Source organism: Paenibacillus sp. YYML68 (assembly GCF_027923405.1).
Classification (GTDB): domain Bacteria; phylum Bacillota; class Bacilli; order Paenibacillales; family NBRC-103111; genus Paenibacillus_G.
In genome coordinates, this window is record NZ_BQYI01000001.1 from 761,075 (window position 1) to 786,807 (window position 25,733).

Below are 25,733 nucleotides of genomic sequence, written 5' to 3' on the forward strand. Positions count from 1 at the left end.
TGCTCATATGGAGGGATAAGCGGTGAACTTAAGAAGCGGCTTGGAACAGCTCAAAGCAATCAAGCATTACATCATTGCAGCTACGCTAGTATTTGTGGGGGGGATCGGGTTAGGTGCCTTCGATTCCGAGAGCTTCCGGTGGATGATTGATCTGCAGCTGGAGGCGTTACAGAAGCTTGTGGAGGAAACAAAAACGCAGCCGAATGAGCAATGGGCGTTGTTCTGGCTCATATTTATGAATAACGTAAGAGTCACACTGCAGGTGATCGTATCCGGAGTGCTGTTCGGCATCCCCCCGCTTATTATATTGATCGTTAATGGAATATTGCTGGGATATGTCGGGGCTGTGCAGTCTGAGGAGCATTCCTTTATGAAATTCATGCAAGGCATTGCGCCACATGGGCTGTTGGAGTTGCCTGCGATTATTGTAGCGTGTGCGCTTGGCTTGCGGTTCGGTGTTCTCGTTAGTAAATGGCTCATTGCGCTTCCTATTGCCTCGCGCTCCAAGGCAGTTGCTGTGCAGCTTCGCGCCTTCATCAAGGCTCTTATTCCGCTATCTCTTCTGCTGGTCGGAGTGCTGTTCATTGCTGCGCTTATCGAGAGTACGATCACCCTCTGGCTGCTCCGTGGATAAATTAATTCGAATTATACGTCATAAAAATGCCAAAAACTGAGCATAACAGTAAAGCGATGCTAGGGTACGGCACGATGTAGAACGAGTTAACGGCGTTGCCAGTAAGCCTGGGCTTTCGAAAAATCCAACCACCCGAAGGGAGTCCGACATCGATTATGCTAGGATTTTTGTTCAATGACCGGGAATGCAGAGAGCTTGATTATGTGTTACGTAAAGAGCTGGACGAAATGCTGTTTGACCTGAATGACAAGCGGATTGACTCCGATATTAAAACGGCCATTGAGTCGAGATATAAGATTATCTTTCGGATGTATGCACGTCTTGCGTCGCCGAAGGAAATATCCAAATACGCAAGAAATCGCATGTATCATTAATCAATTTAGAGATATGCTTGACATCATCTAAAAGCTATGGTATTTTATATCTCGTTCTCGTTTTTCATGCATGTCATTTCAAACAGCTTGAAAAAAGATTTTAAAAAAAGACTTGCAAAGCGATGAACGAATGTGTTATATTATAAAAGTCGCCGCTAAACGAGGCGACAATAAGCGGCAGGCAAGAAAACGATGTCGCGACGTTTGCCCTTTGAAAACTGAACAATGAGTGAGTGCTTTAAATGAGATCTTAGGATCTCAGCTAGCTTTGAATGAGCAAGTCGACTCGAAGTAAAGTTGATCGGTCAACAATCTACTTTCAGTGGAGAGTTTGATCACCGATCAATCTCGGAATTATCCGGGAACTATAATGGAGAGTTTAATCACCGATCAATCTCGAAATTGTAGCTATAATGGAGAGTTTGATCCTGGCTCAGGACGAACGCTGGCGGCGTGCCTAATACATGCAAGTCGAGCGGACCCTTCGGGGTTAGCGGCGGACGGGTGAGTAACACGTAGGTAACCTGCCTGTAAGATCGGAATAACTACCGGAAACGGTAGCTAAGGCCGGATAGCTGGTTTTCCCGCATGGGAGAATCATGAAACACGGTGCAAGCTGTGGCTTACAGATGGACCTGCGGCGCATTAGCTAGTTGGTGGGGTAACGGCCTACCAAGGCGACGATGCGTAGCCGACCTGAGAGGGTGATCGGCCACACTGGGACTGAGACACGGCCCAGACTCCTACGGGAGGCAGCAGTAGGGAATCTTCCGCAATGGACGAAAGTCTGACGGAGCAACGCCGCGTGAGTGATGAAGGTTTTCGGATCGTAAAGCTCTGTTGCCAGGGAAGAACGGCTTAGGGAGTAACTGCCCTAGGCATGACGGTACCTGAGAAGAAAGCCCCGGCTAACTACGTGCCAGCAGCCGCGGTAATACGTAGGGGGCAAGCGTTGTCCGGAATTATTGGGCGTAAAGCGCGCGCAGGCGGTCTTTTAAGTTTGGTGTTTAAGCCCGAGGCTCAACCTCGGTTCGCACTGAAAACTGGGAGACTGGAGTGCAGGAGAGGAAAGCGGAATTCCACGTGTAGCGGTGAAATGCGTAGAGATGTGGAGGAACACCAGTGGCGAAGGCGGCTTTCTGGACTGTAACTGACGCTGAGGCGCGAAAGCGTGGGGAGCAAACAGGATTAGATACCCTGGTAGTCCACGCCGTAAACGATGAGTGCTAGGTGTTAGGGGTTTCGATACCCTTGGTGCCGAAGTAAACACAGTAAGCACTCCGCCTGGGGAGTACGCTCGCAAGAGTGAAACTCAAAGGAATTGACGGGGACCCGCACAAGCAGTGGAGTATGTGGTTTAATTCGAAGCAACGCGAAGAACCTTACCAGGTCTTGACATCCCTCTGAAACCTCTAGAGATAGGGGCGGCCTTCGGGACAGAGGAGACAGGTGGTGCATGGTTGTCGTCAGCTCGTGTCGTGAGATGTTGGGTTAAGTCCCGCAACGAGCGCAACCCTTGACTTTAGTTGCCAGCATTAAGTTGGGCACTCTAGAGTGACTGCCGGTGACAAACCGGAGGAAGGTGGGGATGACGTCAAATCATCATGCCCCTTATGACCTGGGCTACACACGTACTACAATGGCCGGTACAACGGGAAGCGAAGTCGCGAGATGGAGCGAATCTTTAGAAGCCGGTCTCAGTTCGGATTGCAGGCTGCAACTCGCCTGCATGAAGTCGGAATTGCTAGTAATCGCGGATCAGCATGCCGCGGTGAATACGTTCCCGGGTCTTGTACACACCGCCCGTCACACCACGAGAGTTTACAACACCCGAAGTCGGTAGGGTAACCGCAAGGAGCCAGCCGCCGAAGGTGGGGTAGATGATTGGGGTGAAGTCGTAACAAGGTAGCCGTATCGGAAGGTGCGGCTGGATCACCTCCTTTCTATGGAGTCCATGTCACCTGTAGGGTGACGGACAAATCTTAAATCGCAGTAGAATTCTACTGCGTAGGCACTCACTCATGTTCAGTTTTGAAAGGCGCAAGCCTTTCTTTAATACTTGACAACTGCATTCACGTTTATTGTGAATGAACAGTTGCAAGGTTGCTCCTTGAAAACTGGATAACGAAACGAAAGCAACAACGCTGAACATCCGCTAAGCTGCGCAAGCAGCAAAGCAGCGATGATGATCTTTTAGCTACAAGCGAGTCTTTCTATTTTTAAGCGACATTTGTGCGAAGCGCAACCGGAGCGATAAAATAGAAACGACGAGCAACATGGTTAAGCTATAAAGAGCACACGGAGGATGCCTAGGCACCAGGAGCCGATGAAGGACGTGGCGAACAACGATAACGCCTCGGGGAGCCGTAAGCAGGCTTTGATCCGGGGATGTCCGAATGGGGGAACCCGCGTGAGGTAATACTCACGTACCATGTAGTGAATACATAGCTACATTGGAGGCAGACGAGGGGAACTGAAACATCTAAGTACCCTCAGGAAAAGAAAACAAAAGTGATTCCGTCAGTAGCGGCGAGCGAAAGCGGATTAGCCCAAACCAAGGAGCTTGCTCCTTGGGGTTGTAGGACCTCGATGTGGCAAAAGCTTGTTAGGCGAAGCGGTCTGGAAAGGCCCGGCACAGTAGGTAAAACCCCTGTAGCCAAAAGCGAGCGTATGCCTAGAGGGATCCTGAGTACGGCGGGACACGTGAAACCCCGTCGGAATCCGGCAGGACCATCTGCCAAGGCTAAATACTCCCTGGTGACCGATAGTGAAGCAGTACCGTGAGGGAAAGGTGAAAAGAACCGCGGGAGCGGAGTGAAAAAGAACCTGAAACCGTGTGCTTACAAGAAGTCAGAGCCCGTTAATGGGTGATGGCGTGCCTTTTGTAGAATGAACCGGCGAGTTACGTTTGCAAGCGAGGTTAAGGTGAGAATCCGGAGCCGCAGCGAAAGCGAGTCTGAATAGGGCGAATGAGTTTGTAGACGTAGACCCGAAACCGTGTGATCTACCCCTGTCCAGGGTGAAGGTGCGGTAACACGCACTGGAGGCCCGAACCCACGAATGTTGAAAAATTCGGGGATGAGGTGGGGGTAGGGGAGAAATTCCAATCGAACTCGGAGATAGCTGGTTCTCCCCGAAATAGCTTTAGGGCTAGCCTCGGGATTAGCGTAGCGGAGGTAAAGCACTGATTGGATGCGGGGCCCGCCAAGGGTTACCAAGTCCAGTCAAACTCTGAATGCCGCATACGTATACCCGGGAGTCAGACAGTGAGTGCTAAGATCCATTGTCAAGAGGGAAACAGCCCAGATCATCAGCTAAGGTCCCCAAGTGTGTGTTAAGTGGGAAAGGATGTGGAGTTGCACAGACAACCAGGATGTTGGCTTAGAAGCAGCCACCATTTAAAGAGTGCGTAATAGCTCACTGGTCGAGTGACTCTGCGCCGAAAATGTAACGGGGCTAAACACACCACCGAAGCTATGGGTCCATTAAGGGCAGTAGGGGAGCGTTGTATGCGGGTAGAAGCTAGATCGTGAGGACTGGTGGACTGCATACAAGTGAGAATGCCGGTATGAGTAACGAAAAGATCAGTGAGAATCTGATCCGCCGTAAGCCTAAGGGTTCCTGAGGAAGGCTCGTCCGCTCAGGGTAAGTCGGGACCTAAGGCGAGGCCGAAAGGCGTAGTCGAAGGACAACAGGTTGAAATTCCTGTACCACCGTGAACCGTTATGAGCAATGGGGTGACGCAGAAGGATAGTGACGCGGACTGATGGATGTCCGTCCAAGCAGCGAGGCTGGTTAGTAGGCAAATCCGCTAACCGTAAGGCTGAGCTGTGACGGGGAGGGAAATAAAAGTACCGAAGGTCATGAGTTCAAGCTGCCAAGAAAAGCCTCTAGCCAGGGAGAAGGTGCCCGTACCGCAAACCGACACAGGTAGGCGAGCAGAGCATGCTAAGGCGCGCGGAAGAACTCTCGTTAAGGAACTCGGCAAAATGACCCCGTAACTTCGGGAGAAGGGGTGCCTCGGTAGGGTGAATAGCCCGAGGGGCCGCAGTGAAAAGGCCCAAGCGACTGTTTAGCAAAAACACAGGTCTGTGCGAAGCCGCAAGGCGAAGTATACGGGCTGACGCCTGCCCGGTGCTGGAAGGTTAAGGGGAGCGGTTAGGAGCAATCCGAAGCTGTGAACCGAAGCCCCAGTAAACGGCGGCCGTAACTATAACGGTCCTAAGGTAGCGAAATTCCTTGTCAGGTAAATTCTGACCCGCACGAATGGCGTAACGACTTGGGCGCTGTCTCGACGAGAGATCCGGTGAAATTTTAATACCTGTGAAGATGCAGGTTACCCGCGACAAGACGGAAAGACCCCATGGAGCTTTACTGCAGCTTGATATTGGACTTTGGTACGATCTGTACAGGATAGGTGGGAGCCTGAGAAGCCGGAGCGCCAGCTTCGGTGGAGGCGCCGTTGGGATACCACCCTGATCGTATCGGAGTTCTAACCTGGTACCGTGATCCGGTATGGGGACAGTGTCAGGTGGGCAGTTTGACTGGGGCGGTCGCCTCCTAAAATGTAACGGAGGCGCCCTAAGGTTCCCTCAGAATGGTTGGAAATCATTCGAAGAGTGCAAAGGCATAAGGGAGCTTGACTGCGAGACAAACAGGTCGAGCAGGGACGAAAGATCGGGCTTAGTGATCCGGTGGTACCGTATGGAAGGGCCATCGCTCAACGGATAAAAGCTACCCTGGGGATAACAGGCTTATCTCCCCCAAGAGTCCACATCGACGGGGAGGTTTGGCACCTCGATGTCGGCTCATCGCATCCTGGGGCTGAAGTAGGTCCCAAGGGTTGGGCTGTTCGCCCATTAAAGCGGTACGCGAGCTGGGTTCAGAACGTCGTGAGACAGTTCGGTCCCTATCTGTCGCGGGCGTAGGAAATTTGAGAGGAGCTGTCCTTAGTACGAGAGGACCGGGATGGACGTACCGCTGGTGTACCAGTTGTTCCGCCAGGAGCACGGCTGGGTAGCCAAGTACGGACGGGATAAGCGCTGAAAGCATCTAAGCGTGAAGCCCCCCTCAAGATGAGATTTCCCAGTATGTAAGACCCCTTGTAGACGACGAGGTTGATAGGTTCGGGGTGTAAGCGCGGTAACGTGTGTAGCTGACGAATACTAATCGGTCGAGGGCTTATCCTATATAATTATGGGATGTACATCTCATAATGCTAATAAAGAGCATCAGCGTGCTTAGTTTCGTATCCAGTTTTCAAGGTGCAATAGCCTTGAGTTTTAAGCTGCATGTCCTTTTCAAGTTTGGATATTTTATTGTCGAATCTCGAAGAAGTGATGTCAGCATAAAAATCTAATGCTTTCGAAGTAGTTTTGCTTTGCAAAACTTTGAGGTTTGGTGATGATGGCGGAAGGGAACCACGCGTACCCATCCCGAACACGACCGTTAAGCCTTCCAGCGCCGATGGTACTTGGACCGCAGGGTCCCGGGAGAGTAGGACGTCGCCAAGCTCACATTCCCTGATAGCTCAGTTGGTAGAGCACTCGACTGTTAATCGAGTTGTCACAGGTTCGAGTCCTGTTCGGGGAGCCAAGCTTCCATAGCTCAGTAGGTAGAGTGCATCCATGGTAAGGATGAGGTCACCGGTTCGATCCCGGTTGGAAGCTCCACGGTGGGGCCCGTTGGTCAAGGGGTTAAGACACCTCCCTTTCACGGAGGTAACAGGGGTTCGAATCCCCTACGGGTCATTGTTTTCTCAAATTAAGTAATGGAGGCTTAGCTCAGCTGGGAGAGCATCTGCCTTACAAGCAGAGGGTCGGCGGTTCGATCCCGTCAGCCTCCACCATTACTTCTTATTCTTATGCCGCTGTAGCTCAACTGGTAGAGCAACTGACTTGTAATCAGTAGGTTGGGGGTTCAAGTCCTCTCGGCGGCACCAGTTTTTGTTGGGGATTAGCCAAGCGGTAAGGCAACGGACTTTGACTCCGTCATGCCTAGGTTCGAATCCTAGATCCCCAGCCATGTGAGCCATTAGCTCAGTCGGTAGAGCACCTGACTTTTAATCAGGGTGTCGTAGGTTCGAGTCCTACATGGCTCACCATTCTCACACTCGTGCGCGTATGGCGGAATTGGCAGACGCACCAGACTTAGGATCTGGCGGGCGACCGTGGGGGTTCAAGTCCCTCTACGCGCACCATCTTATTTCATGTAGTAAGCGGAAGTGGCTCAGCGGTAGAGCATCGCCTTGCCAAGGCGAGGGTCGCGGGTTCGATTCCCGTCTTCCGCTCCAACTTTATATGTGCCCTTAGCTCAGCTGGATAGAGCGTTTGACTACGAATCAAAAGGTCGGGAGTTCGAATCTCTCAGGGCACGCCATATACACATACTATTTATTATCGGGACGTAGCTCAGCTTGGTAGAGCACCTGGTTTGGGACCAGGGGGTCGCATGTTCAAATCGTGTCGTCCCGACCATTTATGATTGAATGCGGGTGTAGTTCAATGGTAGAACTCCAGCCTTCCAAGCTGGTAGCGTGGGTTCGATTCCCATCACCCGCTTATACGTAAGACCTACAGCATATAACTGTGCTGTAGGTTTTTTTAGTGTATGACCTTCCTGTCACCACAGAACTCATAAATTCCGTGTGACAGCAGGCTTAGGTGGTCTGAATGTTCGTGAATGACATGGTACAACAGACAATACCAATGTTTTTTTTCACATAAGATTCGAAATGGACTACATGGGAGCCCACGGTTATGGTAAAATAGAGGCTATGACTTGCTTAAGGATGGAGGAGAACCATGACGGACACAACTGTTGCAAATAAGAACACATCGAACAACTTGCTGCGTCGTGATGTTCGATTTTTAGGGCATATTTTGGGTGAGGTGCTCGTACATCAGGGCGGCAATTCGCTGTTCTCGATCGTCGAGAAGGTTAGAGAGATGAGTAAGTCGCTCCGCGCTCAATATTCCCAGGAGATGTATAATGAGTTGAAGGAAACGATCAATGGACTTGAGCCGGAGAATCGTCGTCAAGTGATTCGTGCCTTTGCTATTTATTTCCAGTTGGTGAACATTGCCGAGCAAAATCACCGTATTCGCCGTAAGCGTGACTATGAGAGAACTGCTGGTGAGAATGTGCAGCCAGGCTCGATTGAGGATGTAGTACGCAACCTCAAGACGATGAACATCTCGGCAACGGAAGTACAAGAGATGATCTCGGGCATTTCCCTAGAGCTCGTCATGACGGCGCATCCTACGGAAGCTACGAGACGTGCGGTGCTGGACATTCATCAGCGCATTGCAAAGGATGTCGAGGAGCTCGACAACCCGAACCTTACGTTCAGAGAGCGTGAGGAGCTGCGTGAGAAGCTGCTGGGCGAAGTTATTACGCTGTGGCAGACTGACGAGCTTCGCGATCGGAAGCCAACCGTTATCGATGAAGTGAATAACGGCTTGTATTATTTTGACGAGACACTATTCGATGTATTGCCACAGGTGTACCGGGAGCTGGAGCGTTGTCTGCAGAAGTATTACCCGGAGGAAGCTTGGCATGTGCCTTCGTTCCTGCGCTTCGGCTCGTGGATTGGCGGCGACCGAGATGGCAACCCATCCGTGAAGTCTGATATTACGTGGAAAACGTTATCGATGCATCGCAAGCTCGCGATCGAGAAGTACGAGGAAGGACTTCATTCGTTGATGTCCCACATGAGCTTCAGCCGCAGCATCGTTCAGGTGTCTGAGGAGCTGATCGATTCGATCGAACACGATCGCAAGAGTGTCGATCTCTCGAATGACGAGAGCTGGCGCAATGAGAAGGAGCCTTATCGCATTAAGGTTCGTCTGATGATCGAGAAGATCCGCAACACGGGCAAGCCGAATGTTTCGGAGGAGCGGAAGTATGCGAATCCGGAGCAATTCAAGGAGGATCTGCAAATTATTGATCGGAGTCTGCGTAATCACTTCGCGGATTATATTGCCGATCATTATGTACAGAAGCTGATCCGCCAAGTGGAGCTGTTCGGCTTCTATATGGCTGCTCTTGATGTTCGTCAGCATAGCAAGGAGCACGAATCGGCGATGAGCGAAATTCTTGCGGCTATGAAGATCAGCGAGAACTATGCGGAATTGTCGGAGCAGGAGAAGATCGAGCTGTTGACGTCGCTGCTGAACGATCCGCGTCCAATTACGTCGTCTTACCTCAACTACAGCGAGTCGACGAAGGAATGCCTGGACGTATACCGCGTTATTCAGAAGGCGCAAGTCGAATTCGGCAGATCGTGCATCTCCAGCTACTTGATCAGTATGACGCAAGCGCCTAGTGACCTGCTTGAGGTGCTCGTGTTCGCGAAGGAAGCTGGCTTGTACCGTCACAATTCTGATGGCACCGTAACATGCACGCTGCAGTCTGTACCACTGTTCGAGACGATCGATGATCTGCATGCAGCTTCAGATATTATGACTACGCTGTTCCAGATCCCGGCGTACCGCAAGAGTCTGGACAGCACGAACAATCTTCAGGAAATTATGCTTGGTTACTCCGACAGTAACAAGGATGGCGGAGTTATTACGGCGAATTGGGAGCTGCGCGTAGCTCTTCGTGCGATTACAGCTGCTGCGAAGAAGTTCGGCGTGAAGCTGAAGTTCTTCCACGGTCGCGGCGGCGCATTGGGTCGTGGCGGTATGCCGCTGAACCGCAGTATTCTTGCACAGCCAGCCGACACCGTAGGCGGCGGTATCAAGATTACCGAGCAGGGCGAAGTATTGTCGTCCCGCTATTCGATCAAGGGCATTGCTTACCGCAGCTTGGAGCAAGCGACGTCTGCGCTGATCACTAGCGCGCTGCTGGCTCGCAATCCGCAGGTAGACGAGAACGAAGCGCGTTACGAGGAGATCATGCTTGACATCTCGGCGCAGGCGCAGCAGAAGTACCAGGATCTGATTTTCCGAGATAAGGACTTCATGACGTTCTTCAAGGAGTCGACTCCGCTTCCGGAGATCGGCGAGCTGAATATTGGCTCCCGTCCATCGAAGCGTAAGAACAGCGATCGGTTCGAGGACCTTCGTGCGATTCCTTGGGTATTCGCTTGGACGCAGTGCCGTTACTTGCTGCCGGCTTGGTACGCGGCGGGTACGGGGCTGTATAGCTTCTACCAAGACAATCCAGAGAACATGAAGACGATGCAGGAAATGTACAACAACTGGTCGTTCTTCCGCGGGTTGATCGACAATCTGCAGATGGCGCTGGCGAAGGCCGATCTTCTGATTGCGAAGGAATACGGAAGCCTCATTAAGGATCAGGCGATCGCTGAGCGACTCTATACGTTGATTGAGGAAGAGCACAAGCGTACCTCCGAGATCATTCTGAGCATTACCGGTCAGCAAGAGATTCTCGATAATGTACCGGTGATCCAAGAGTCGATTCGACTGCGCAACCCTTATGTCGATCCGCTGTCCTACATGCAGGTTGACCTGCTTGCTGAGCTGCGCTCGGCTCATGTAGACGCGGGTGAGAATGATCCGCAGCTGCTTCACGAGGTGCTGCTGACGATTAACGGAATTGCGGCAGGGCTTCGGAATACAGGCTGATGCATCGCAACCGAGGATAATGGTATTCAGGCATATACGATAAGCATGCGTACACCTTTGCAGCCGAGAGCTCGACACGTCGTCGAGTATCTCGGCTGTTTTGATGACTGGGTACGGATGGAAGGAGACATGTACATATGCTTCGAGGGAGAACGGCGGCCTTCTTACTGGTATTGGGGGGAGCGGCCAGCTTCGGCCTCATGTCGACGGTCGTGAAGCTGGCGTATGGGACGGGCTTAAGCGGCACCCAAGTGACGACAAGTCAGCTCACGTTCGGTGCGCTGCTCATGTGGCTCTTGATCGCCTTCGTGCCTGCAGCACGAAGCAAGCCTTGGAAGGGGCCTTGGCTTCGACTATGTGCGATCGGGGTATTCGGCTTGGCGCTAAGCACGGTGCTCTATAATGAAGCGCTGTCTGTAATGGATGCGTCGATGGCGATCGTTGTGCTGTTTCAATTCACATGGATTACGGTCGTCATGGAAGCGATCGCGAGTCGCACATGGCCGAAGCCGAACCGGCTTATTGCCGTAGCAGTCATCTTAGTTGGAACGTGGCTCTCCGTTAACGGCCCATCGGCTGATTGGAGCAGCTTCTCGATGTATGGGTTGCTATGCGGACTAGGCGCCGCGGTGACGTATGCGTTATTTCTATTCGGAACGGGAACGCTGAAGACGACGATGCATCCGTTCATGCAAGCTGCCGTTATGCTTACGTCTGCGCTTCCATTCTTGTACATCTTGTTCCCACCAAGCGGCTTGCTGCAGACAGGGAGCAGCTTCGTCCAGCTTGTGGTCTGGGGTATAGCGTTAGGGCTGCTCGGCCAAGTGATCCCGACTGCTGCGTATATGACGGGCATTCCGAAGCTCGGGAGCTCGCTTGCTGCCACACTAGCGTCGATGGAGCTGCCGGTAGCGATAATTTCCGCCTATTTTCTTCTACAAGAGACTGTACAGGGAGTGCAGTGGTTTGGTATGCTTGCCATATTGGCAGGAATTGCTATAGCGGAGAGGGGAGCCTCTTCTTCATGAGCTCTGAATGGATGGGCGCCTCGCGTCTTATCGATTCGGAAGGAGTTCCGACGGAGGTAGATCAGTGAATCCAATGGACACTCGGCTGGCCAAGCTCGCCCGTGGTGGGGATCGAGGGGCTTTTGCCGAATTAGTGGAGCTGTATAAGGATAAGATGTATCATCTGGCGTATCGGATGCTGCATAACCGTCATGAGGCGGAGGAGATCGTGCAGGAGACGTTCCTGCGTGTCTATATGAATCTGGACCGGTACGATGAGAGCCAGAAGTTCTCGACGTGGATCTACCGGATCGGGACGAATCTGTGCATCGATCGGCTGCGCAAGCGCAAGCATACGTACTCGCTGGATGCAGAGATTAGCGACGGTGAGGGGACCGATTGGTATTCGACGCTGGCGAGCTCGGACATGCCGCCGGAGCAACAGGTCACGCTGTCGGAGACACAGGAGCAGATTCGCGATTCGATTGAGACTCTGCCGGAGAAGTATAAGGCGGTCGTTATTTTGCGTTACCTGCATGACCAGTCGTTGCAGGAGATCAGCGAGACGCTGTCGATGCCAGTGACGACGATCAAGACCCGGCTGCACCGCGGGAGAGAGTTTCTGCGTAAGAAACTAGAGAAGCTTCTTTAATTTTTTTTGAAACGATAGGATGACTCCTGCGTATTGTGAATAACGATGCATATTGCTTAACTAGAAAGGAGTGGCTCATGATGAAGTGTAACGATGCCCTCCCTTTGCTGCATGAATATTTGGACGGAGTAATAAGCGGACCTGATCGCTCCAACCTGAAGGAGCATCTGCTCTCCTGCGCAGGCTGCCGACAACGGCTGCAGCAGCTCGAGAAGGTAGAAGCTATGATTCAGGCATGGTCGCCGCCGGATGTGCCGGAAGGACTGTCGGAGAGAATTATGCAGGCGCTGCCTCCGGCCAAACGCCGATCCGCGTTCTATCGTTTCATCCGCAAGCATCCCGCAGCTTCAGTTGCGGCCGTATTCGCCATGGTCATGCTGTCCTCCTTCTTGACGTCATGGGATGCTGATCAGGAGCTGCTGGTGAAGGGAACGGATCTGCAATCCGTCGTCATCAAAGGGGACACCGTCTACGTACCGGCCGGACATAAGGTCGCCGGTGACTTGACCGTGGAGAACGGCAAGCTTCAGGTGGACGGACAAGTGGAAGGCAACGTCGTCGTCATCGACGGAGCGGTTAATTATGCGTCTACGGCGCAGATCTCCGGCTCGATCACCAAGATTGACGAAGCGTTCAGCTGGCTGCTGTATAAGATGAATACGTGGTTCTCGCAAGTGTCGCATTCGAGATAAATGAGTCCAAGATGAATGATCCTTCCTTTCGTGAGCGAAAGGGAGGATTTTTTGCATAGAGCTAGCTGATGGTGGGTGCAAAGCCTCGAAAAGAGGTATTCTTGAGCCAATTATGGTATCATGGAAGGAATAAGTGAGATTTGCGGTACGGTTTGGGGGCAGGCGGCATGGATTGGATTACAGATATACGCATATTAGATATTATCGATATTATTATTGTTAGCTACGTCATCTATAAGCTCATTCTTGTCGTCAGAGGCACGCGGGCCGTACAGCTGCTGAAGGGCATACTGGTCGTCGTCGTCGCGTGGGCGTTAAGCTCGTGGTTCAAGCTGAGCACACTGCAGTGGATGATGAATCAGATGTTCACGTTCGGACTCGTCGGGGTCATCATCATCTTCCAGCCGGAGCTGCGCCGGGCGCTCGAGCAGATCGGTCGCGGCAAGCTGTTCAGCCGCACAGCGACGGAGGACGATTCGGATATTAATCGGAAAATTAATGAGGTGCTCAAGGCCGTCAACTATATGGCTCGCCGCAAAATCGGTGCGCTGATCGTCTTCGAGCGGGAAACGGGTCTGAACGATTACATCGAATCTGGCACAGCGCTGGAGGCGCACATCAGCTCGGAGCTGCTCATCAACATCTTCGTGCCGAACACGCCGCTCCACGACGGAGCGGTAATCGTGCGCAAGCATCAGATTATGGCGGCGGGCTGTTATTTGCCACTATCGGAGAATCCGTTCATCAGTAAGGAGCTCGGCACGCGCCACCGCGCGGCGATCGGGATGAGCGAGGTGTCGGATGCGCTATGTATCATCGTATCCGAGGAGACCGGACAAGTATCGGTGACGATGAACGGACATATTCTCCGCGATGTGAAGGAGGACGCCTTGCTGTCCAAGCTGTTCGAGGAGCTGAAGCCGAAGGCGAAGCTGAAGGAAAAGAGTGGAATGAGCTCCATGTGGAAATGGAGGCGGCGATAAATGGATCAATGGCTGCGCAATACGAACGTTGTGAAGATCGTAGCGCTGATGATTGGCATCCTGCTGTGGGCAGTTGTGCGGGCGGATAACGGTACCGTAACGAGCTCGAACGGCTTCGAGCTGATCGATCAGCAGATCGGCAACGTGTCGATTACGCCGAAATATGACTCTGCGAAGTTCTATATCGAATCGATACAGCCCGCCCAGGTGACCGTGACGCTGTCGGGTCGGGATTCCGCGCTCAAGAAGGCGGTGAACAATGGGAATTTCTCCGTTGAGCTAGACTTGACGTCCGCGCAGAAGGGGGAGCACGTGTTGCCGCTGAAGCCGATCGGCTTCCCTTCGAACGTGACGGTGTCGGTGACGCCGTCGAACGTGAAGGTCGTGATCGAGGAGAAGTCGAACAAGTCGATGCCGGTGACGGTCAATGTGACGGGAATTCCAGGTGTCGGCCTGAAGGCTGGTCAGCCAGTCGTGAAGCCGAAGCAGGTGACGGTGTCGGTCCCGAGCAGCAAGTATGAGCTGGTCGATTCGGTGCGTGCGGATGTAAACGTGGAGAAGGCGACGTCTGCAGTGACGAAGAAGGCGACGCTCGAAGCATACGATAAGGACGGCCAAGTGATCGAGGAGGCGACGATCAGTCCGAATGTAGTCGACGTCGAGGTGCCGATCACAAGTCCATTTACACTCGTGCCGCTCCAGATCAAGCTCGTCGGTCAGCCGCCGCGAGGCTATGCGGTTGCCGAGGTGCGTCAGAGCACGGACAAGGTGACGGTGTACGGTCCGCAGAGCTTGCTCGACCGGATGGAGTTCTACGAGGGGCCGCAGGCCGACTTGTCGGACCTGAAGCAGGACGTCGAGCTGACGCTCGCGATTCCGCTGCGCAATCAGGTGAAGCAGCTGGAGCCGGACGAGGTGAAGGTGCAGGTGACGATCGTCCCTTCGGTGACGAAGACGCTGGAGGCGATTCCACTATCATTCGTCGGGCAGAACGACGGCTTCGAGACGAAGGTCGTGCTTCCGGAGTCGGGTCAGCTCAATCTGACTGTCGAGGGCGCACCGGCGCTGCTCGAGAAGCTGAAGCCGCAGGACGTGCAGGCGATCCTCGACGTCAGCAACTTGCCGCCGGGCCGACATGAGGTGTCGGTGACGTGGAACTTGCCGACGTTCGTGAAGAAGGAGCTGCCGCAGGACTTCAAGGCGACGGTCGAGATTAGCGCGAAGCAGGTGAAGCCGAGCACGGAGCCGGCAGCCACCCCATAACCGCAGGAGAGGCGCTCATGGGACATGGCTTGGCGGCCGCTTGGCCGTGTCCGTTCGAATTGACCCTCTGTCACGTATCGGTGATAATGGGAATAGTCTTGATTGATAAGTAATTAGTTCACAGGTTTAGGGGAGAGAAGGACAGATGGGGAAATATTTCGGTACAGACGGCGTTCGCGGCGTCGCGAATGAACAATTAACGCCGGAGCTTGCATATAAGATTGGCCGCTGCGGCGGCTATGTGCTTGCCGGTCAGGTGGAGAAGCCGGTCGTTGTGATCGGACAGGATACGCGTGTATCTGGGCCCATGCTGGAGGCGGCGCTCGTCGCAGGACTACTGTCGATCGGCGCGAACGTGGTGCGGCTGGGCGTGCTGTCGACGCCGGCTGTTGCGTACTTGACTCGCACGCTGAAGGCGGATGCGGGTGTGATGATCTCGGCGAGCCACAATCCGGTGGAGGACAACGGGATTAAGTTTTTCGGAGCGGACGGCTTCAAGCTGTCGGATGAGACGGAGCTGGCGATCGAGCGTCTGATGGATGCCGAGACTGATGAGCTGCCTCGTCCGACAGGCGGCGACATCGGTACGGTGACGGACCAGCCGGAGGCCAAGTACGACTATATGCGCTACGTGCAGTCGACGGTGAGCTCCTCGTTCGCGGGCTATCGCGTCGTGCTCGACTGTGCGCACGGTGCGGCTTACGAGCTGGCACCTAAGGTGTTCGAGGCGCTCGGCGCTGAAGTGATCACGATCGGCGCGGAGCCGAACGGACGCAACATCAACGATAACTGCGGCTCGACGCATCCGGAGACGCTGCAGAAGCTCGTCGTCGAGCATCAGGCGAACATCGGCCTCGCGTTCGATGGGGATGCGGACCGTCTCATCGCGATCGATGAGAAGGGCGAGGAGGTCGACGGTGACTTCATTCTCGCGATTCTCGGTCATGCGATGAACGAAGCGGGTAAGCTGAACGGACAGACGATTGTGACGACGGTGATGAGTAACATCGGATTTTTCAAGGGGATCGAGGCTGTCGGTATGAAGGCGGCGAAGACGGCTGTCGGTGACCGCTATGTGATGGAGGAGATGCGTAAGGGCGGGTACAACCTCGGCGGTGAGCAGTCCGGTCACGTCATCCTCCTCGATTACAATACGACGGGTGACGGCATTCTGACGGCGCTGCTGCTCGTCGATACGCTCGTGCAGGCGGGCAAGCCACTCAGCGAGCTGAAGACGATTATGCGCAAGTTCCCGCAGAAGCTCGTGAACGTTCGCGTCGGCGACAAGAGCAAGCTGAAGGGGAACGCCGCGGTTGAGGCAGAGATTGCCAAGGTCGAGGCGCTGCTCGGCGACAACGGCCGCGTGCTCGTCAGACCGTCCGGTACGGAGTCACTGATCCGCGTGATGGCGGAAGGGCCGGATAAGGAGCAGGTGGAGGCGTACGTGCAGCAGATTGCGGACGTCATTCAGCGCGAGCTGGTGTAAGGTTCTAGTAGATAGAGAAGTCAAGCCTGGGTACCGCGTGAATGGCGGGGTGCCTGGGCTTGTTGCTTTTCTCGGCGTGAGCGGACAGGTAGGGGATGATTTATGAAAATATGTTGAAAATATGTGTTGCACTTTGCACCCAAAATGAATAAGATGTTGATATGCCGTATTCAAGAAGGAAAGGTGGGTAGAGGGAGCGGGTTAACTAAGCGCCAGAACTGATGAGAGGGAGCGCGTTGCAGGCAGTATGCGGCCAGGTCTTCTGCACAAGCTCAAGCTGGGAGCAGCTCGAGTGTTGCAGCTACAATAATCGATGACGACGCAGACGATGCAGCTAGGCAAGAACCATCAGTTGACGAGGTGAAGGTGTTCGAAGTATTCGGCGGGGGCCTTCCGGAACAGATCCAACCGTAAGTCGACGCTCAAAACATCCAGGCGACTGGATCGACAAAGGCTCGGCAGGATCATCACAAAATAATGGAAAAGCTCTTACACAGGCAGCAGGAGTGTGCACGAGGTCGGGGAGCTTATATCGCTATGTGGACTAAAAGAATACATTCACGTCAACGGCAGACGTTAGTGGAGCTTTCAGGCGAATGGTAGGCTTCCATGAAGAACGTGTACACCTCCTCAAGACTCGCCGCTAGAGCTTGTTCAACCAATAGGAGGCTACACCATATGTGCGGTATTGTAGGTTATGTAGGTAAACGGAACTCTCAGGAAATTCTTATTGAAGGCTTGAAGAAGCTTGAATATCGCGGTTATGATTCGGCAGGTGTGGCGGTCTATACGAACGAAGGGCTGCAGATCAAGAAGTCCAAGGGACGTCTTGCGGTACTGGAGTCGAAGCTGGGCGAGGCTCCACTTGCCGGCCACATCGGAATCGGTCATACGCGCTGGGCGACACACGGCAAGCCATCGGATGTAAACTCGCATCCGCATACGGACAATTCGTCGAAGTTCTCCGTTGTGCATAACGGGATTATCGAGAACTATATCGCGCTGAAGGAAGAGCTGATCGAGCAAGGCCATGTATTCGTGTCGGAGACGGATACTGAGGTTATTTCGCATCTGATCGCAAGTGTGTATGAGGGAGATATCGTCAAGGCTGTGCAGAAGGCAGTCACGCGCATGAGAGGCGCCTTCGCGCTGGGCGTACTGACGGAGTATGAGCCTGAGAAGCTGGTAGCTGTTCGCTTGTCGAGCCCGCTCATTATCGGTGTAGGCGAGGGCGAGAACTTCATCGGCTCGGACATCCCGGCTATTCTCGAGTATACGCGCAATGTGTATATTCTGAACGACGGCGAGATGGCGCTGCTGACGAAGGACGGCGTAACGTTGATGACATTGGAAGGGAACTTTATTTCCCGGGAAATATTCCGTGTCGATTGGGACATCGTTACAGCAGAGAAGGCTGGCTTCGATCACTTCATGCTGAAGGAGATCTATGATCAGCCAAAGGCGTACCGCGACACGATGGGTGCACGGATCGACGAGTCGGGCTCGAAGGTCGTCATGCCAGAGGTACGTATGACCGAGCAGCAGATTCGCAATATCCGTAATGTTCATATTATTGCCTGCGGAACGGCATATCATGCAGGCTTGGTTGGAAAAAGTGTCATCGAGAAGCTCGCCCGTATTCCGGTGGAAACGGACGTCGCTTCCGAGTACCGCTACCGCTCGCCGATCATCACGCCGGAGACGCTGGTCATCGTGGTGAGTCAGTCCGGTGAGACGGCGGATACGCTCGCAGCGCTGCGCGAAGCGAAGAAGAACGGCGCGCGCGTCGTCGCAGTAACGAACGTTGTCGGCAGCTCGGTTGCTCGTGAAGCAGACGATGTGATCGTCACATGGGCAGGTCCAGAGATCGCCGTCGCTTCGACGAAGGCATACACGTCGCAGCTGATCGCGTTCTACCTGTTCGGCCTGTACCTCGGCCAGACGCTGGGCACTATCGAGCCTTCGTATGTGAGCGAGGTGCTCGCGGAGATGCAGCAGCTGCCGGAGAAGGTGGAGCAGATTCTGTCCCAGACGGGTGCGATCAAGGAGATTGCGGAGCGCATCGTCGCGCACAAGAATCTGTTCTTCATCGGACGCGGTCTCGACTACGCGGTAGCGCTCGAGGGCTCGCTGAAGCTGAAGGAGATCAGCTACATTCACTCCGAGGCCTATGCCGCAGGTGAGCTGAAGCACGGCACGCTCGCGCTGATCGAGGACGACATTCCAGTCATCGCGCTGGCGACGCAGGAGGACCTGTTCGAGAAGACCGTGAGCAATATTAAGGAAGTGAAGGCGCGCGGTGCACAGGTTATTGGCCTGAACATCGAAGGCGAGACGGAGCTGGCGAAGGTGGCTGACGAGGTATTCTCGATCCCTCATACGCACCAGCTGCTCGCACCGGCACTGTCTGTCATTCCGCTGCAGCTGCTGAGCTACTATGCGTCCCTGGCGCTGGGGCATGATGTAGATAAGCCGCGGAATTTGGCGAAGAGTGTGACGGTGGAGTAGGGTAGGGAGTTAGGTAATAAGGATTTGTCCAGTCATAAAAAAGTATGGAACCAGTAAAAAAAGTCTGGAACCAATGTCAAAAGTGTGGAACCAGTGACAAAAGTGTGGAACCGCTAGAACAGTCCCGATGATGCTGAATACGCTCATCGGGATTTTTTTGTAAAGGAGCTGAAATGGATGTTGGGGGATAGAATAAAAGCAATTAGAAAAAGTAATAAGTTAAATCAAGTTGAATTTTCAAGAATAATTGGTGTGTCACAAGGGACATTGAGTGAACTTGAATTAAATAAATATTATCCTTCTTTCGAAACTGTTATTTCAATCATTAAATGTTTTAATGTAGATGCTACATGGTTCATATTCGGAGATATACAATCAGGAAAGAGTTCAATAGAAAATAATATGGGACTTAGCTCAGTTGAGGCAGTTCTAATCTCAAAGTACAGAGAATTATCTGTAACTGAACAATATGAAGTTCTAAGAGCTATAGATTCTACTAAAGCAAACAAAAATAAAGGTTGAAATTCTGAGGCTGCCCTGATTAAAGGGTGGCCTTTTTTATATCAATAGCGTAAGTATTTGCGAATCAGCCTTAAACAATTGATGCTACATTTTATAAGCATGAAGTAATTAGGTAAGAAGTACTCTATTGTCGGATTTGGTAATATGATGTAGTACTTGAGATAGTTACTATGGTTAATTATTCAAACTATTGATAGTGGTTCAGAAGAACCCGTAAATGGAGAAGATTCAAATACTTCAGAAGAAGAGATTGATGGAGAAGTACCTAGTGCAACTGAAGAAACTGTAGCGAGTGAGGAGGCAACCGAGGGTATCGTAGAAGAAGAGCCTATTACATCTGAAGAAGCTGTAGTTGGAGAAAATCTTAATACACCTCAAGAAGTTGTAAATGAAGAAAATGCTATTTCATCTGAAAACTCTCTAGAGGCTGAAGAACCTAGTGCATTTGAGGCAATTACACTTGATCTTAACCCTAGGCAGGTAAATCATATTATTAATTATGATCTCGTAGAATCTATCGAGATAGATGTCAACGCTCCACGTAGGGTCTGTCAAGAACTTTGTGTAAACTCATTTATAGGAACTCCCCGTTAGGGGTGTTGGCCTCTTAACGAAGGTGTTGACCGACTCTGTCGGGGAAGAAGACAGAGAGCTGGAGGAGCATCTGGCCCCAGTTCTGGACACGCCCAGTCCACTTCCGGACAACGTCCATGGTCGACAGGTAGAGCATCTTCAGCAATGCCTCGTCAGAAGGAAAAATGCTCTTGCCCTTCGTGACCTTACGAAGCTGACGGTGGTAGCTCTCGATGATGTTGGTGGTGTAGATGAGCTTGCGGATCTCAGGCGGATACTTGAAGAAGGTCGCTAGTTCGCTCCAGTTGTTGCGCCAGGAACGCACGATGAGGAGATACTTGGATCCCCACATCTCCTCAAAGCGGTCGAGCTCTACGAGAGCAGCTTCTTCCGTTGTTGCCTTGTAGATCGGCTTCAGATCGGCCGTTACTTTCTTCAAGTCTTTGTACGATACATAGCGCGTCGAATTACGGATCTGGTGGATGATGCACTTCTGGATCTCCGTCTGTGGATAGCAAGCGGAGATGGCTTGCGAGAAGCCTGTCAGGTTGTCCACACAGGTGATGAGAATGTCTTGAACGCCGCGGTTTTTAAGCTCGTTCAGCACGCTTAGCCAGAACTTCGCCGACTCGTTCTCGCCGATCCACATGCCGAGCACATCCTTGTTCCCATCGAGATCAATGCCGATTACCATGTAGGCAGCCTTGTTCACAATGGCCCCGTCCTGCTTCACTTTGAAGTGAATGGCGTCAAGGAATACAACCGCGTATACACCTTGCAACGGCCGATTCTGCCACTCCTTGATAAGAGGAACGATCTTGTTTGTGACATTTGAGATGAGCGTCGGTGAGACGTCGATACCGTACACATTCATAAGATGATCTTGGATTTCGCGCGTACTGACGCCCTTGGCATACAACGCTACGATCTGATCCTCGATGCCGGTGACGTTAGATTGATGCTTCTTCACGACGAGCGGTTCGAACTCGCCAAGACGGTCACGAGGCACGAATATCTCCTGTTCTCCATACTCGCTGACGACGGTCTTCTTGCTCTTGCCGTTGCGACTATTGCCCGTCTGCTTGTTCTTAACGTCGTGCTTGTCATAGCCTAGATGCGTATCCATCTCGTCCTGCAGCATCTCCTGCAGCGTCTCTGCAAAGAGCTCCTTCAGCATGTTCATGGGTACAGGGTATCCTCCGTCCATTGTGAGGGGAAAGAGGTACCCTCAGTCATAGCCAGCTTTTGTGGGATGAAGTGGGCCTACCGTCACCTGAAATGAGCGCTCCATTCGCAAGAAGACAGAAAGGAGCCTGCCCGGGCGTTCAAGCTGACGCCAAGCGGCCCACAGCGCCTTCCAGGCAGAGCGGCGTTCGCGAGGTAAAGCCTCATCCATGCCTTCATGAAAAAGCGTTGCCCACACCCGAGCTTCTTGTGCAATTCGACGCTGCTCCCAGCATCGACGCCATCGCCATAGCGTCTTCTCGGCGTAGGGTCCGCCAGCATACGCCTGGCTTTCTGCTGCGATCTCAGACAAGCTCAAGCCATCCTCTCCCGCGAGGACGATGGCCTCCTTAACATCGATCGCTGTCTGATGATACCGCTCCACGAAAGAAGGCACGATGCTAATCGCACGCTCGCAGTCTAGACATGTATTTCGTCAAGTAAAATTACCCGAAAAAATCGTGCATTTTTACCCATCGTCATCAGGGGTAATTTTCAGCGCTCCTTCATGAGTGCGTGCTTCATTCTGTAGCTCTCACCCTCGAATACGAGCAGATGTCCGTGGTGCGCCAAGCGGTCAATCATCGCGGCCGCCATCTGGTCGTCGGTAAAGACCGAGCCCCATTTGGAGAACTCCAGATTGGTCGTAATAATCAGACTCCGACTCTCGTAGCTGTCGGCAATAACACGGAACAAGAGCTGCGCTCCTTCCTTGTCGATGGGAATGTAGCCCCATTCGTCCAGGATCAGCAGTTGGCAGCGCTGGATCTCGCCCATGAGACGTTCAAGCGTACCACCTCGTTTCGCTTCACCCAGCCGCATCACGAGTTCCGCCACTGTGTAAAATTTAACAGCTAAGCCGAGTTCGCAAGCGCGCAAGCCTGCTGCAATGGCCAGATGCGTTTTACCTGTACCAACGGGACCGTAAAGCACCAGATTGCGTCGTCCCTGAATGAAGTGCCCTTCCGTCAGGTCGCTCCATTGCAGCGACGATGGCAGCTTCACGCCTTGCCTGTCATAGCCCTCTAGCGTCTTGTACACCGGAAATCCTGCCCGGCTCATCAATCGGGAACGACGGCTTCGCTCCCGGCTCTCCATTTCTTCGGCGAGCACGCGATGCAAGAACTCCTCCTGCTTCGGCGTCGCCTCACTCTCGCACAGCTCCACCGCTCGCTGACTCAAAACAAGCTTCTTGCAGAAGGCGGAAATCTCACTGCGCAGCGCCTCTCGTTCGCGGACTATGCTCATTGCAGCGCACCTCCCGCTTGCTCGAGCATGTCATCGTAAATGCTTAGATCTACGACGCTTGCGCCCTCTGGTTCAAAGCTCGAAAGACGTGCCGCCAGCACTATGCTGTTGGCGTTCGCCCGGCCTAGTCTGGCGAAGAGGAGTAGAAGTGCTTGCCGTCAACGAGGAACTTTCCGTAGCCGTCTGTCTTCACACGGGTATAACGGCATGCGTTAAACTGCGTTTTTGGCAAGTAGAGAAAAGCCTTCTTGTCATCCTCGAACAGGAGGTGAATCGGCATGCTCTTCTTGTAGTGTTCACGCTGCCAGTCCGCCTCACAGCGCTCTAGCAGCTCGCGGTTAAACTCCTGCACATCCGTAACGGTCGGCAGCGGCACGAATAAGTTACGGCGCATATAGCCAACTTTGTTCTCGACGTTGCCTTTTTCATGACCGGAATAGGGGTTGCAAAACGTGATCTGGAAACCGTAGTGGGCCTTAAAGCGCAGGAACACCTCGGCCATCCGTACGTTGTCGCTGACGCGTCTACCGACGCCGCTGGCGTTGTCAAAGATGAGTCGTGTCGGTACACCGCCGATGCGGTGGAATAGATCCTGAAGACCGTGCGCAACGCACTCCGCGGTCTCGCCGCCGAAGAGCTGCACGTATCCAGCATTACTGTAAGGAAAGCTCACGCACAAAAACTTGTACATCCGCTTCTTGCCGCTGGCATCCATGAAGTCCGCTTCACCAAAGTCCACCTGAGCTTCTCCCGGCTGCCAGATGAGTTCAAGCGTCCCCTCCTTATGCCGATATTCTCGCAGACGCTTCACATAGCGCTGGACGAGCGGATAGGAGGCATCATAGTCCTCGCACTCAGCCGTAAGGCGCTTGTGAATTCGCATCGCCGTATGGCGTTGCTTGTACCTGTGCTTCCGGTCTTCCGCAAGCCACTGCTGAATGAGCGGTTTGAACGGATCGAGCTTCGACGGAAGCTCGACATGGCTTTCCTTTGGCCCCTGTTCAAACTCATCCAAGGCCATGTATTTGCTGACCGTCTTCCGTGTAATGTTCAACCGTTCAGCGATCGCTACCGGCCCCAGCCCCTGCGCCTGCAAATCTTTGATCGTCTCTATCTGACTCATCTTCAGCATCTCCCGTTACCGCACCCTTCGTCTCTTTGCTACGAAAGGTATCGGAATTTCTACCTGGATTTGTTGTACCCTTGACGATCAAGTGGGGTAATTTTGCACGATTTTTTTGGGTATTTCAGTTTGATCATTTGGGGTACTTTTAGTTTACGATAGACATGGACATCGAAAACGGAATATGGGGATGGAGAGCGCCTCCCCCAGCGTGTACAGCATACGCGTAAACTTCCCGTGCCGATGCGGCTTGCGCTCGGAGTGACAGTGCTTGCATCCGACAGGCCGGTCGGCTTCCGGCAAGCCCTTCTCGCATCGTAACAAATAGCTCTTTACATCGATGTCCCAATCCACTACGATAATAGAGGCGAAATCTGTGGTGAACAGGGAGACGAGGCCGCCAAACCTTGACGTCTCTCTGTTTTATTTTTGTCAATCGCCCTAACTCCTTATGATTGTCGGCACATTCACGCTGCCCCTCCGCCAATTATATCCTTGCTTTACCGTCAGCGTATATGAAAAATAGCCGCCCTACTTCCGACATTGGAAGTGAGCGGCGACAGATAGATAGACCGATTCTTATTGCCGAGGATAGTAAAAACTCGATTTCAGATCATGAAATTAGAGAAAGTTCTCAAACAACTCCCTGGGGAATTCATGCAACAGGGGCCTATCTTGTTAACTCGGCAAAGTCTGGTGGAAATAAAGTAAAAGTAGCAGTGTTTGATACTGGTATTTCTAATCATCCAGATTTACATATAGCTGGTGGTATTTCGGTTGTTGAATCTTCAAGTAGTTATCAGGATGATCATGGTCATGGAACTCATATAGCGGGAACGATAGCGGCAATAAAGGCTCAAAACAAAAATCAGTGCTTGACTGAGTAATTGAGTATGAAAATGGAAAAACATCTGCTAATCCTGTAAAGTTGTAAGTCCCCACCCACAACGAAAAGGAATAGACAGATGCAGACCCAGTATATCAATGAAATGCTCAATTTACCAGAATTAAAGATTTGCCAAATCCATTTACATAACACTGAGGAACTTCACATCGAAGCTGAGCCAGTTTTTTCAAAGCAAAGTTGTCCATGTTGCAAGTCTGATGAAGCGGTTATTCGTAAGGGACGTAATGAGGCTCGATCGATTCGTCATCTCCCGGTATTTGACAAAAAAACATACCTACTTGTACCGAGCATCCGCATGTATTGTGTCAACTGTGCGATTGGATTCGTATGGTCCTATGATTTTGTACGTCCTAAGCAGCGCTACAGCCAGCTGTTTCGCTCTCGCATTGTAGAGCATGCCCTCGGTTCCACTGCCGCACATAGTGCTCAGATGCAGCAAACGCCAGTGAGCACCGTTCAGGATATGCATAACAAGGCCGTCCCCATGCTTTCTGAACAGCTTATAGAGCGGGCTTGGGAAGAAGCGCAGGAAGGAAGTAACTTGATCCTTGGAATCGATGACTTCTCAATCAAGAAGGGGCATCGTTACAATACGGGCATTCACAACCTTAGGGGCGCGACGATGCTAGATGTTATGCCTGGACGTAAATTAGATGACTTGCGTAAATATGCAAGCGAGCATCCCCGTTTTCGAATGCTCAAACCCAAAGCTGTCGTGATGGACCTAGCACAAGCTTACCACACTTGGATTCGTGAATGCTTTCCGTTTGCTATTCGTATTGCCGACCGTTTTCATGTACATGGGTACGTGATCGACAGTGTACAGGAAGTACGTAAATCGGTTCAGCAAACGCTAATGAGCGTCTAAACGGCGCTGTTCAGAGCTTTCTGGACGAGGTCGCGCTCGAGAACATTAAGACGCTCACCGCTCTTAACGACTGGTT

15 protein-coding genes, 12 tRNA genes, 3 rRNA genes and 2 pseudogenes are annotated in these 25,733 nt (G+C 52.5%); 28 read left to right on the forward strand and 4 right to left on the reverse strand.

From position 1 onward, the window contains the following. Positions 1–22 precede the first annotated feature (22 nt). The 26 genes from PAE68_RS03470 to PAE68_RS03595 all read left to right on the forward strand — a co-directional run bounded on the left by PAE68_RS03470 (position 23) and on the right by PAE68_RS03595 (position 19,714). Entirely contained in the window at positions 23–634 is a 612-nt protein-coding gene (locus PAE68_RS03470) for a stage II sporulation protein M (protein WP_281884118.1), read from the forward strand. Between the two features lie 155 nt (positions 635–789). Then, the gene (locus PAE68_RS03475) at positions 790–1,008 is read left to right on the forward strand and encodes a hypothetical protein (RefSeq protein WP_281884120.1); all 219 of its coding nucleotides are present in this window, start codon (positions 790–792) and stop codon (positions 1,006–1,008) included. Between the two features lie 410 nt (positions 1,009–1,418). Next, positions 1,419–2,951 (forward strand): 16S ribosomal RNA (locus PAE68_RS03480). Between the two features lie 335 nt (positions 2,952–3,286). Next, positions 3,287–6,197, forward strand: a 23S ribosomal RNA gene (locus PAE68_RS03485). A 207-nt stretch (positions 6,198–6,404) separates the two neighbouring features. Continuing rightward, positions 6,405–6,521 (forward strand): 5S ribosomal RNA (gene rrf / locus PAE68_RS03490). Together the 16S, 23S and 5S rRNA genes with 12 tRNA genes alongside form the textbook arrangement of a ribosomal RNA operon. Before the next feature lie 6 nt (positions 6,522–6,527). After that, positions 6,528–6,603, forward strand: a tRNA-Asn gene (locus PAE68_RS03495). 1 nt (position 6,604) lies between these two features. After that, positions 6,605–6,680, forward strand: a tRNA-Thr gene (locus tag PAE68_RS03500). Positions 6,681–6,686: 6 nt separating this feature from the next. Continuing rightward, positions 6,687–6,758, forward strand: a tRNA-Glu gene (locus PAE68_RS03505). A gap of 22 nt (positions 6,759–6,780) precedes the next feature. Continuing rightward, positions 6,781–6,856: transfer RNA gene (locus tag PAE68_RS03510), tRNA-Val, on the forward strand. Positions 6,857–6,873: 17 nt separating this feature from the next. Next, positions 6,874–6,949: transfer RNA gene (locus tag PAE68_RS03515), tRNA-Thr, on the forward strand. An 8-nt stretch (positions 6,950–6,957) separates the two neighbouring features. Continuing rightward, positions 6,958–7,032: transfer RNA gene (locus PAE68_RS03520), tRNA-Gln, on the forward strand. 3 nt (positions 7,033–7,035) lie between these two features. Then, positions 7,036–7,111, forward strand: a tRNA-Lys gene (locus PAE68_RS03525). Between the two features lie 13 nt (positions 7,112–7,124). Continuing rightward, positions 7,125–7,207 (forward strand) — tRNA-Leu (locus PAE68_RS03530). An 18-nt stretch (positions 7,208–7,225) separates the two neighbouring features. Beyond that, positions 7,226–7,300, forward strand: a tRNA-Gly gene (locus PAE68_RS03535). Positions 7,301–7,309: 9 nt separating this feature from the next. Beyond that, positions 7,310–7,386 (forward strand) — tRNA-Arg (locus PAE68_RS03540). Positions 7,387–7,407: 21 nt separating this feature from the next. Continuing rightward, positions 7,408–7,484: transfer RNA gene (locus tag PAE68_RS03545), tRNA-Pro, on the forward strand. Between the two features lie 13 nt (positions 7,485–7,497). Further along, positions 7,498–7,568 (forward strand) — tRNA-Gly (locus tag PAE68_RS03550). 243 nt (positions 7,569–7,811) lie between these two features. Further along, the gene (gene ppc / locus PAE68_RS03555; protein ID WP_281884122.1) at positions 7,812–10,601 is read left to right on the forward strand and encodes a phosphoenolpyruvate carboxylase; all 2,790 of its coding nucleotides are present in this window, start codon (positions 7,812–7,814) and stop codon (positions 10,599–10,601) included. Positions 10,602–10,738: 137 nt separating this feature from the next. Further along, the gene (locus PAE68_RS03560) at positions 10,739–11,629 is read left to right on the forward strand and encodes an EamA family transporter (RefSeq protein WP_281884124.1); all 891 of its coding nucleotides are present in this window, start codon (positions 10,739–10,741) and stop codon (positions 11,627–11,629) included. Positions 11,630–11,693: 64 nt separating this feature from the next. Further along, the gene (gene sigW / locus PAE68_RS03565; protein WP_281884126.1) at positions 11,694–12,260 is read left to right on the forward strand and encodes an RNA polymerase sigma factor SigW; all 567 of its coding nucleotides are present in this window, start codon (positions 11,694–11,696) and stop codon (positions 12,258–12,260) included. A gap of 80 nt (positions 12,261–12,340) precedes the next feature. Beyond that, positions 12,341–12,952 (forward strand): zf-HC2 domain-containing protein, encoded by a 612-nt coding sequence (locus PAE68_RS03570; RefSeq protein WP_281884128.1) that lies wholly within the window; start codon positions 12,341–12,343, stop codon positions 12,950–12,952. Between the two features lie 167 nt (positions 12,953–13,119). Beyond that, positions 13,120–13,935 carry a diadenylate cyclase CdaA gene (gene cdaA, locus PAE68_RS03575; RefSeq protein WP_281884130.1) on the forward strand — a complete coding sequence of 272 codons (816 nt, stop codon included), beginning with the start codon at positions 13,120–13,122 and terminating at the stop codon, positions 13,933–13,935. Then, entirely contained in the window at positions 13,936–15,198 is a 1,263-nt protein-coding gene (locus PAE68_RS03580) for a CdaR family protein (protein WP_281884132.1), read from the forward strand. Positions 15,199–15,343: 145 nt separating this feature from the next. Next, a complete protein-coding gene (glmM, locus tag PAE68_RS03585; protein WP_281884134.1) occupies positions 15,344–16,684 on the forward strand; it encodes a phosphoglucosamine mutase in 1,341 nt (446 codons plus the stop codon). Positions 16,685–17,362: 678 nt separating this feature from the next. Continuing rightward, positions 17,363–19,192: a glutamine--fructose-6-phosphate transaminase (isomerizing) gene (glmS, locus tag PAE68_RS03590; protein ID WP_281884136.1), complete on the forward strand. Its 1,830-nt coding sequence runs from the start codon at positions 17,363–17,365 to the stop codon at positions 19,190–19,192. A gap of 177 nt (positions 19,193–19,369) precedes the next feature. Next, positions 19,370–19,714, forward strand: coding sequence for a helix-turn-helix domain-containing protein (locus PAE68_RS03595; protein ID WP_281884138.1), 345 nt, complete (start codon positions 19,370–19,372; stop codon positions 19,712–19,714). 607 nt (positions 19,715–20,321) lie between these two features. On the opposite strand, the pseudogene PAE68_RS03600 reads toward PAE68_RS03595, so the two are convergent. The 4 genes and pseudogenes from PAE68_RS03600 to istA all read right to left on the reverse strand — a co-directional run. Next, positions 20,322–21,461: pseudogene (locus tag PAE68_RS03600) on the reverse strand (IS256 family transposase); the annotation flags it as partial. Between the two features lie 54 nt (positions 21,462–21,515). Further along, positions 21,516–21,908 carry a hypothetical protein gene (locus PAE68_RS03605; protein ID WP_281884142.1) on the reverse strand — a complete coding sequence of 131 codons (393 nt, stop codon included), beginning with the start codon at positions 21,906–21,908 and terminating at the stop codon, positions 21,516–21,518. Positions 21,909–22,006: 98 nt separating this feature from the next. Next, positions 22,007–22,759: an IS21-like element helper ATPase IstB gene (istB, locus tag PAE68_RS03610; RefSeq protein WP_281884144.1), complete on the reverse strand. Its 753-nt coding sequence runs from the start codon at positions 22,757–22,759 to the stop codon at positions 22,007–22,009. 124 nt (positions 22,760–22,883) lie between these two features. Next, positions 22,884–23,882 carry an IS21 family transposase gene (gene istA, locus PAE68_RS03615; RefSeq protein ID WP_281884147.1) on the reverse strand — a complete coding sequence of 333 codons (999 nt, stop codon included), beginning with the start codon at positions 23,880–23,882 and terminating at the stop codon, positions 22,884–22,886. A 515-nt stretch (positions 23,883–24,397) separates the two neighbouring features. Here istA and PAE68_RS03620 point away from each other — a divergent pair. Next, a complete protein-coding gene (locus PAE68_RS03620; protein WP_281884149.1) occupies positions 24,398–24,769 on the forward strand; it encodes a S8 family serine peptidase in 372 nt (123 codons plus the stop codon). A 78-nt stretch (positions 24,770–24,847) separates the two neighbouring features. Further along, a pseudogene (locus PAE68_RS03625) lies at positions 24,848–25,645 on the forward strand (transposase); the annotation flags it as partial. Positions 25,646–25,733: the final 88 nt, after the last annotated feature.

Bases quoted from the DNA above. Each gene is read 5' to 3' on its own strand.
- PAE68_RS03475 (WP_281884120.1), top strand. From the start codon at position 790: ATGCTAGGATTTTTGTTCAATGACCGGGAATGCAGAGAGCTTGATTAT.
- ppc (WP_281884122.1), top strand. From the start codon at position 7,812: ATGACGGACACAACTGTTGCAAATAAGAACACATCGAACAACTTGCTG.
- PAE68_RS03560 (WP_281884124.1), top strand. From the start codon at position 10,739: ATGCTTCGAGGGAGAACGGCGGCCTTCTTACTGGTATTGGGGGGAGCG.
- PAE68_RS03570 (WP_281884128.1), top strand. From the start codon at position 12,341: ATGAAGTGTAACGATGCCCTCCCTTTGCTGCATGAATATTTGGACGGA.
- cdaA (WP_281884130.1), top strand. From the start codon at position 13,120: ATGGATTGGATTACAGATATACGCATATTAGATATTATCGATATTATT.
- PAE68_RS03580 (WP_281884132.1), top strand. From the start codon at position 13,936: ATGGATCAATGGCTGCGCAATACGAACGTTGTGAAGATCGTAGCGCTG.
- glmM (WP_281884134.1), top strand. From the start codon at position 15,344: ATGGGGAAATATTTCGGTACAGACGGCGTTCGCGGCGTCGCGAATGAA.
- glmS (WP_281884136.1), top strand. From the start codon at position 17,363: ATGTGCGGTATTGTAGGTTATGTAGGTAAACGGAACTCTCAGGAAATT.
- PAE68_RS03595 (WP_281884138.1), top strand. From the start codon at position 19,370: ATGTTGGGGGATAGAATAAAAGCAATTAGAAAAAGTAATAAGTTAAAT.
- istB (WP_281884144.1), bottom strand. From the start codon at position 22,759: ATGAGCATAGTCCGCGAACGAGAGGCGCTGCGCAGTGAGATTTCCGCC.
- istA (WP_281884147.1), bottom strand. From the start codon at position 23,882: ATGAGTCAGATAGAGACGATCAAAGATTTGCAGGCGCAGGGGCTGGGG.
- PAE68_RS03620 (WP_281884149.1), top strand. From the start codon at position 24,398: ATGAAAAATAGCCGCCCTACTTCCGACATTGGAAGTGAGCGGCGACAG.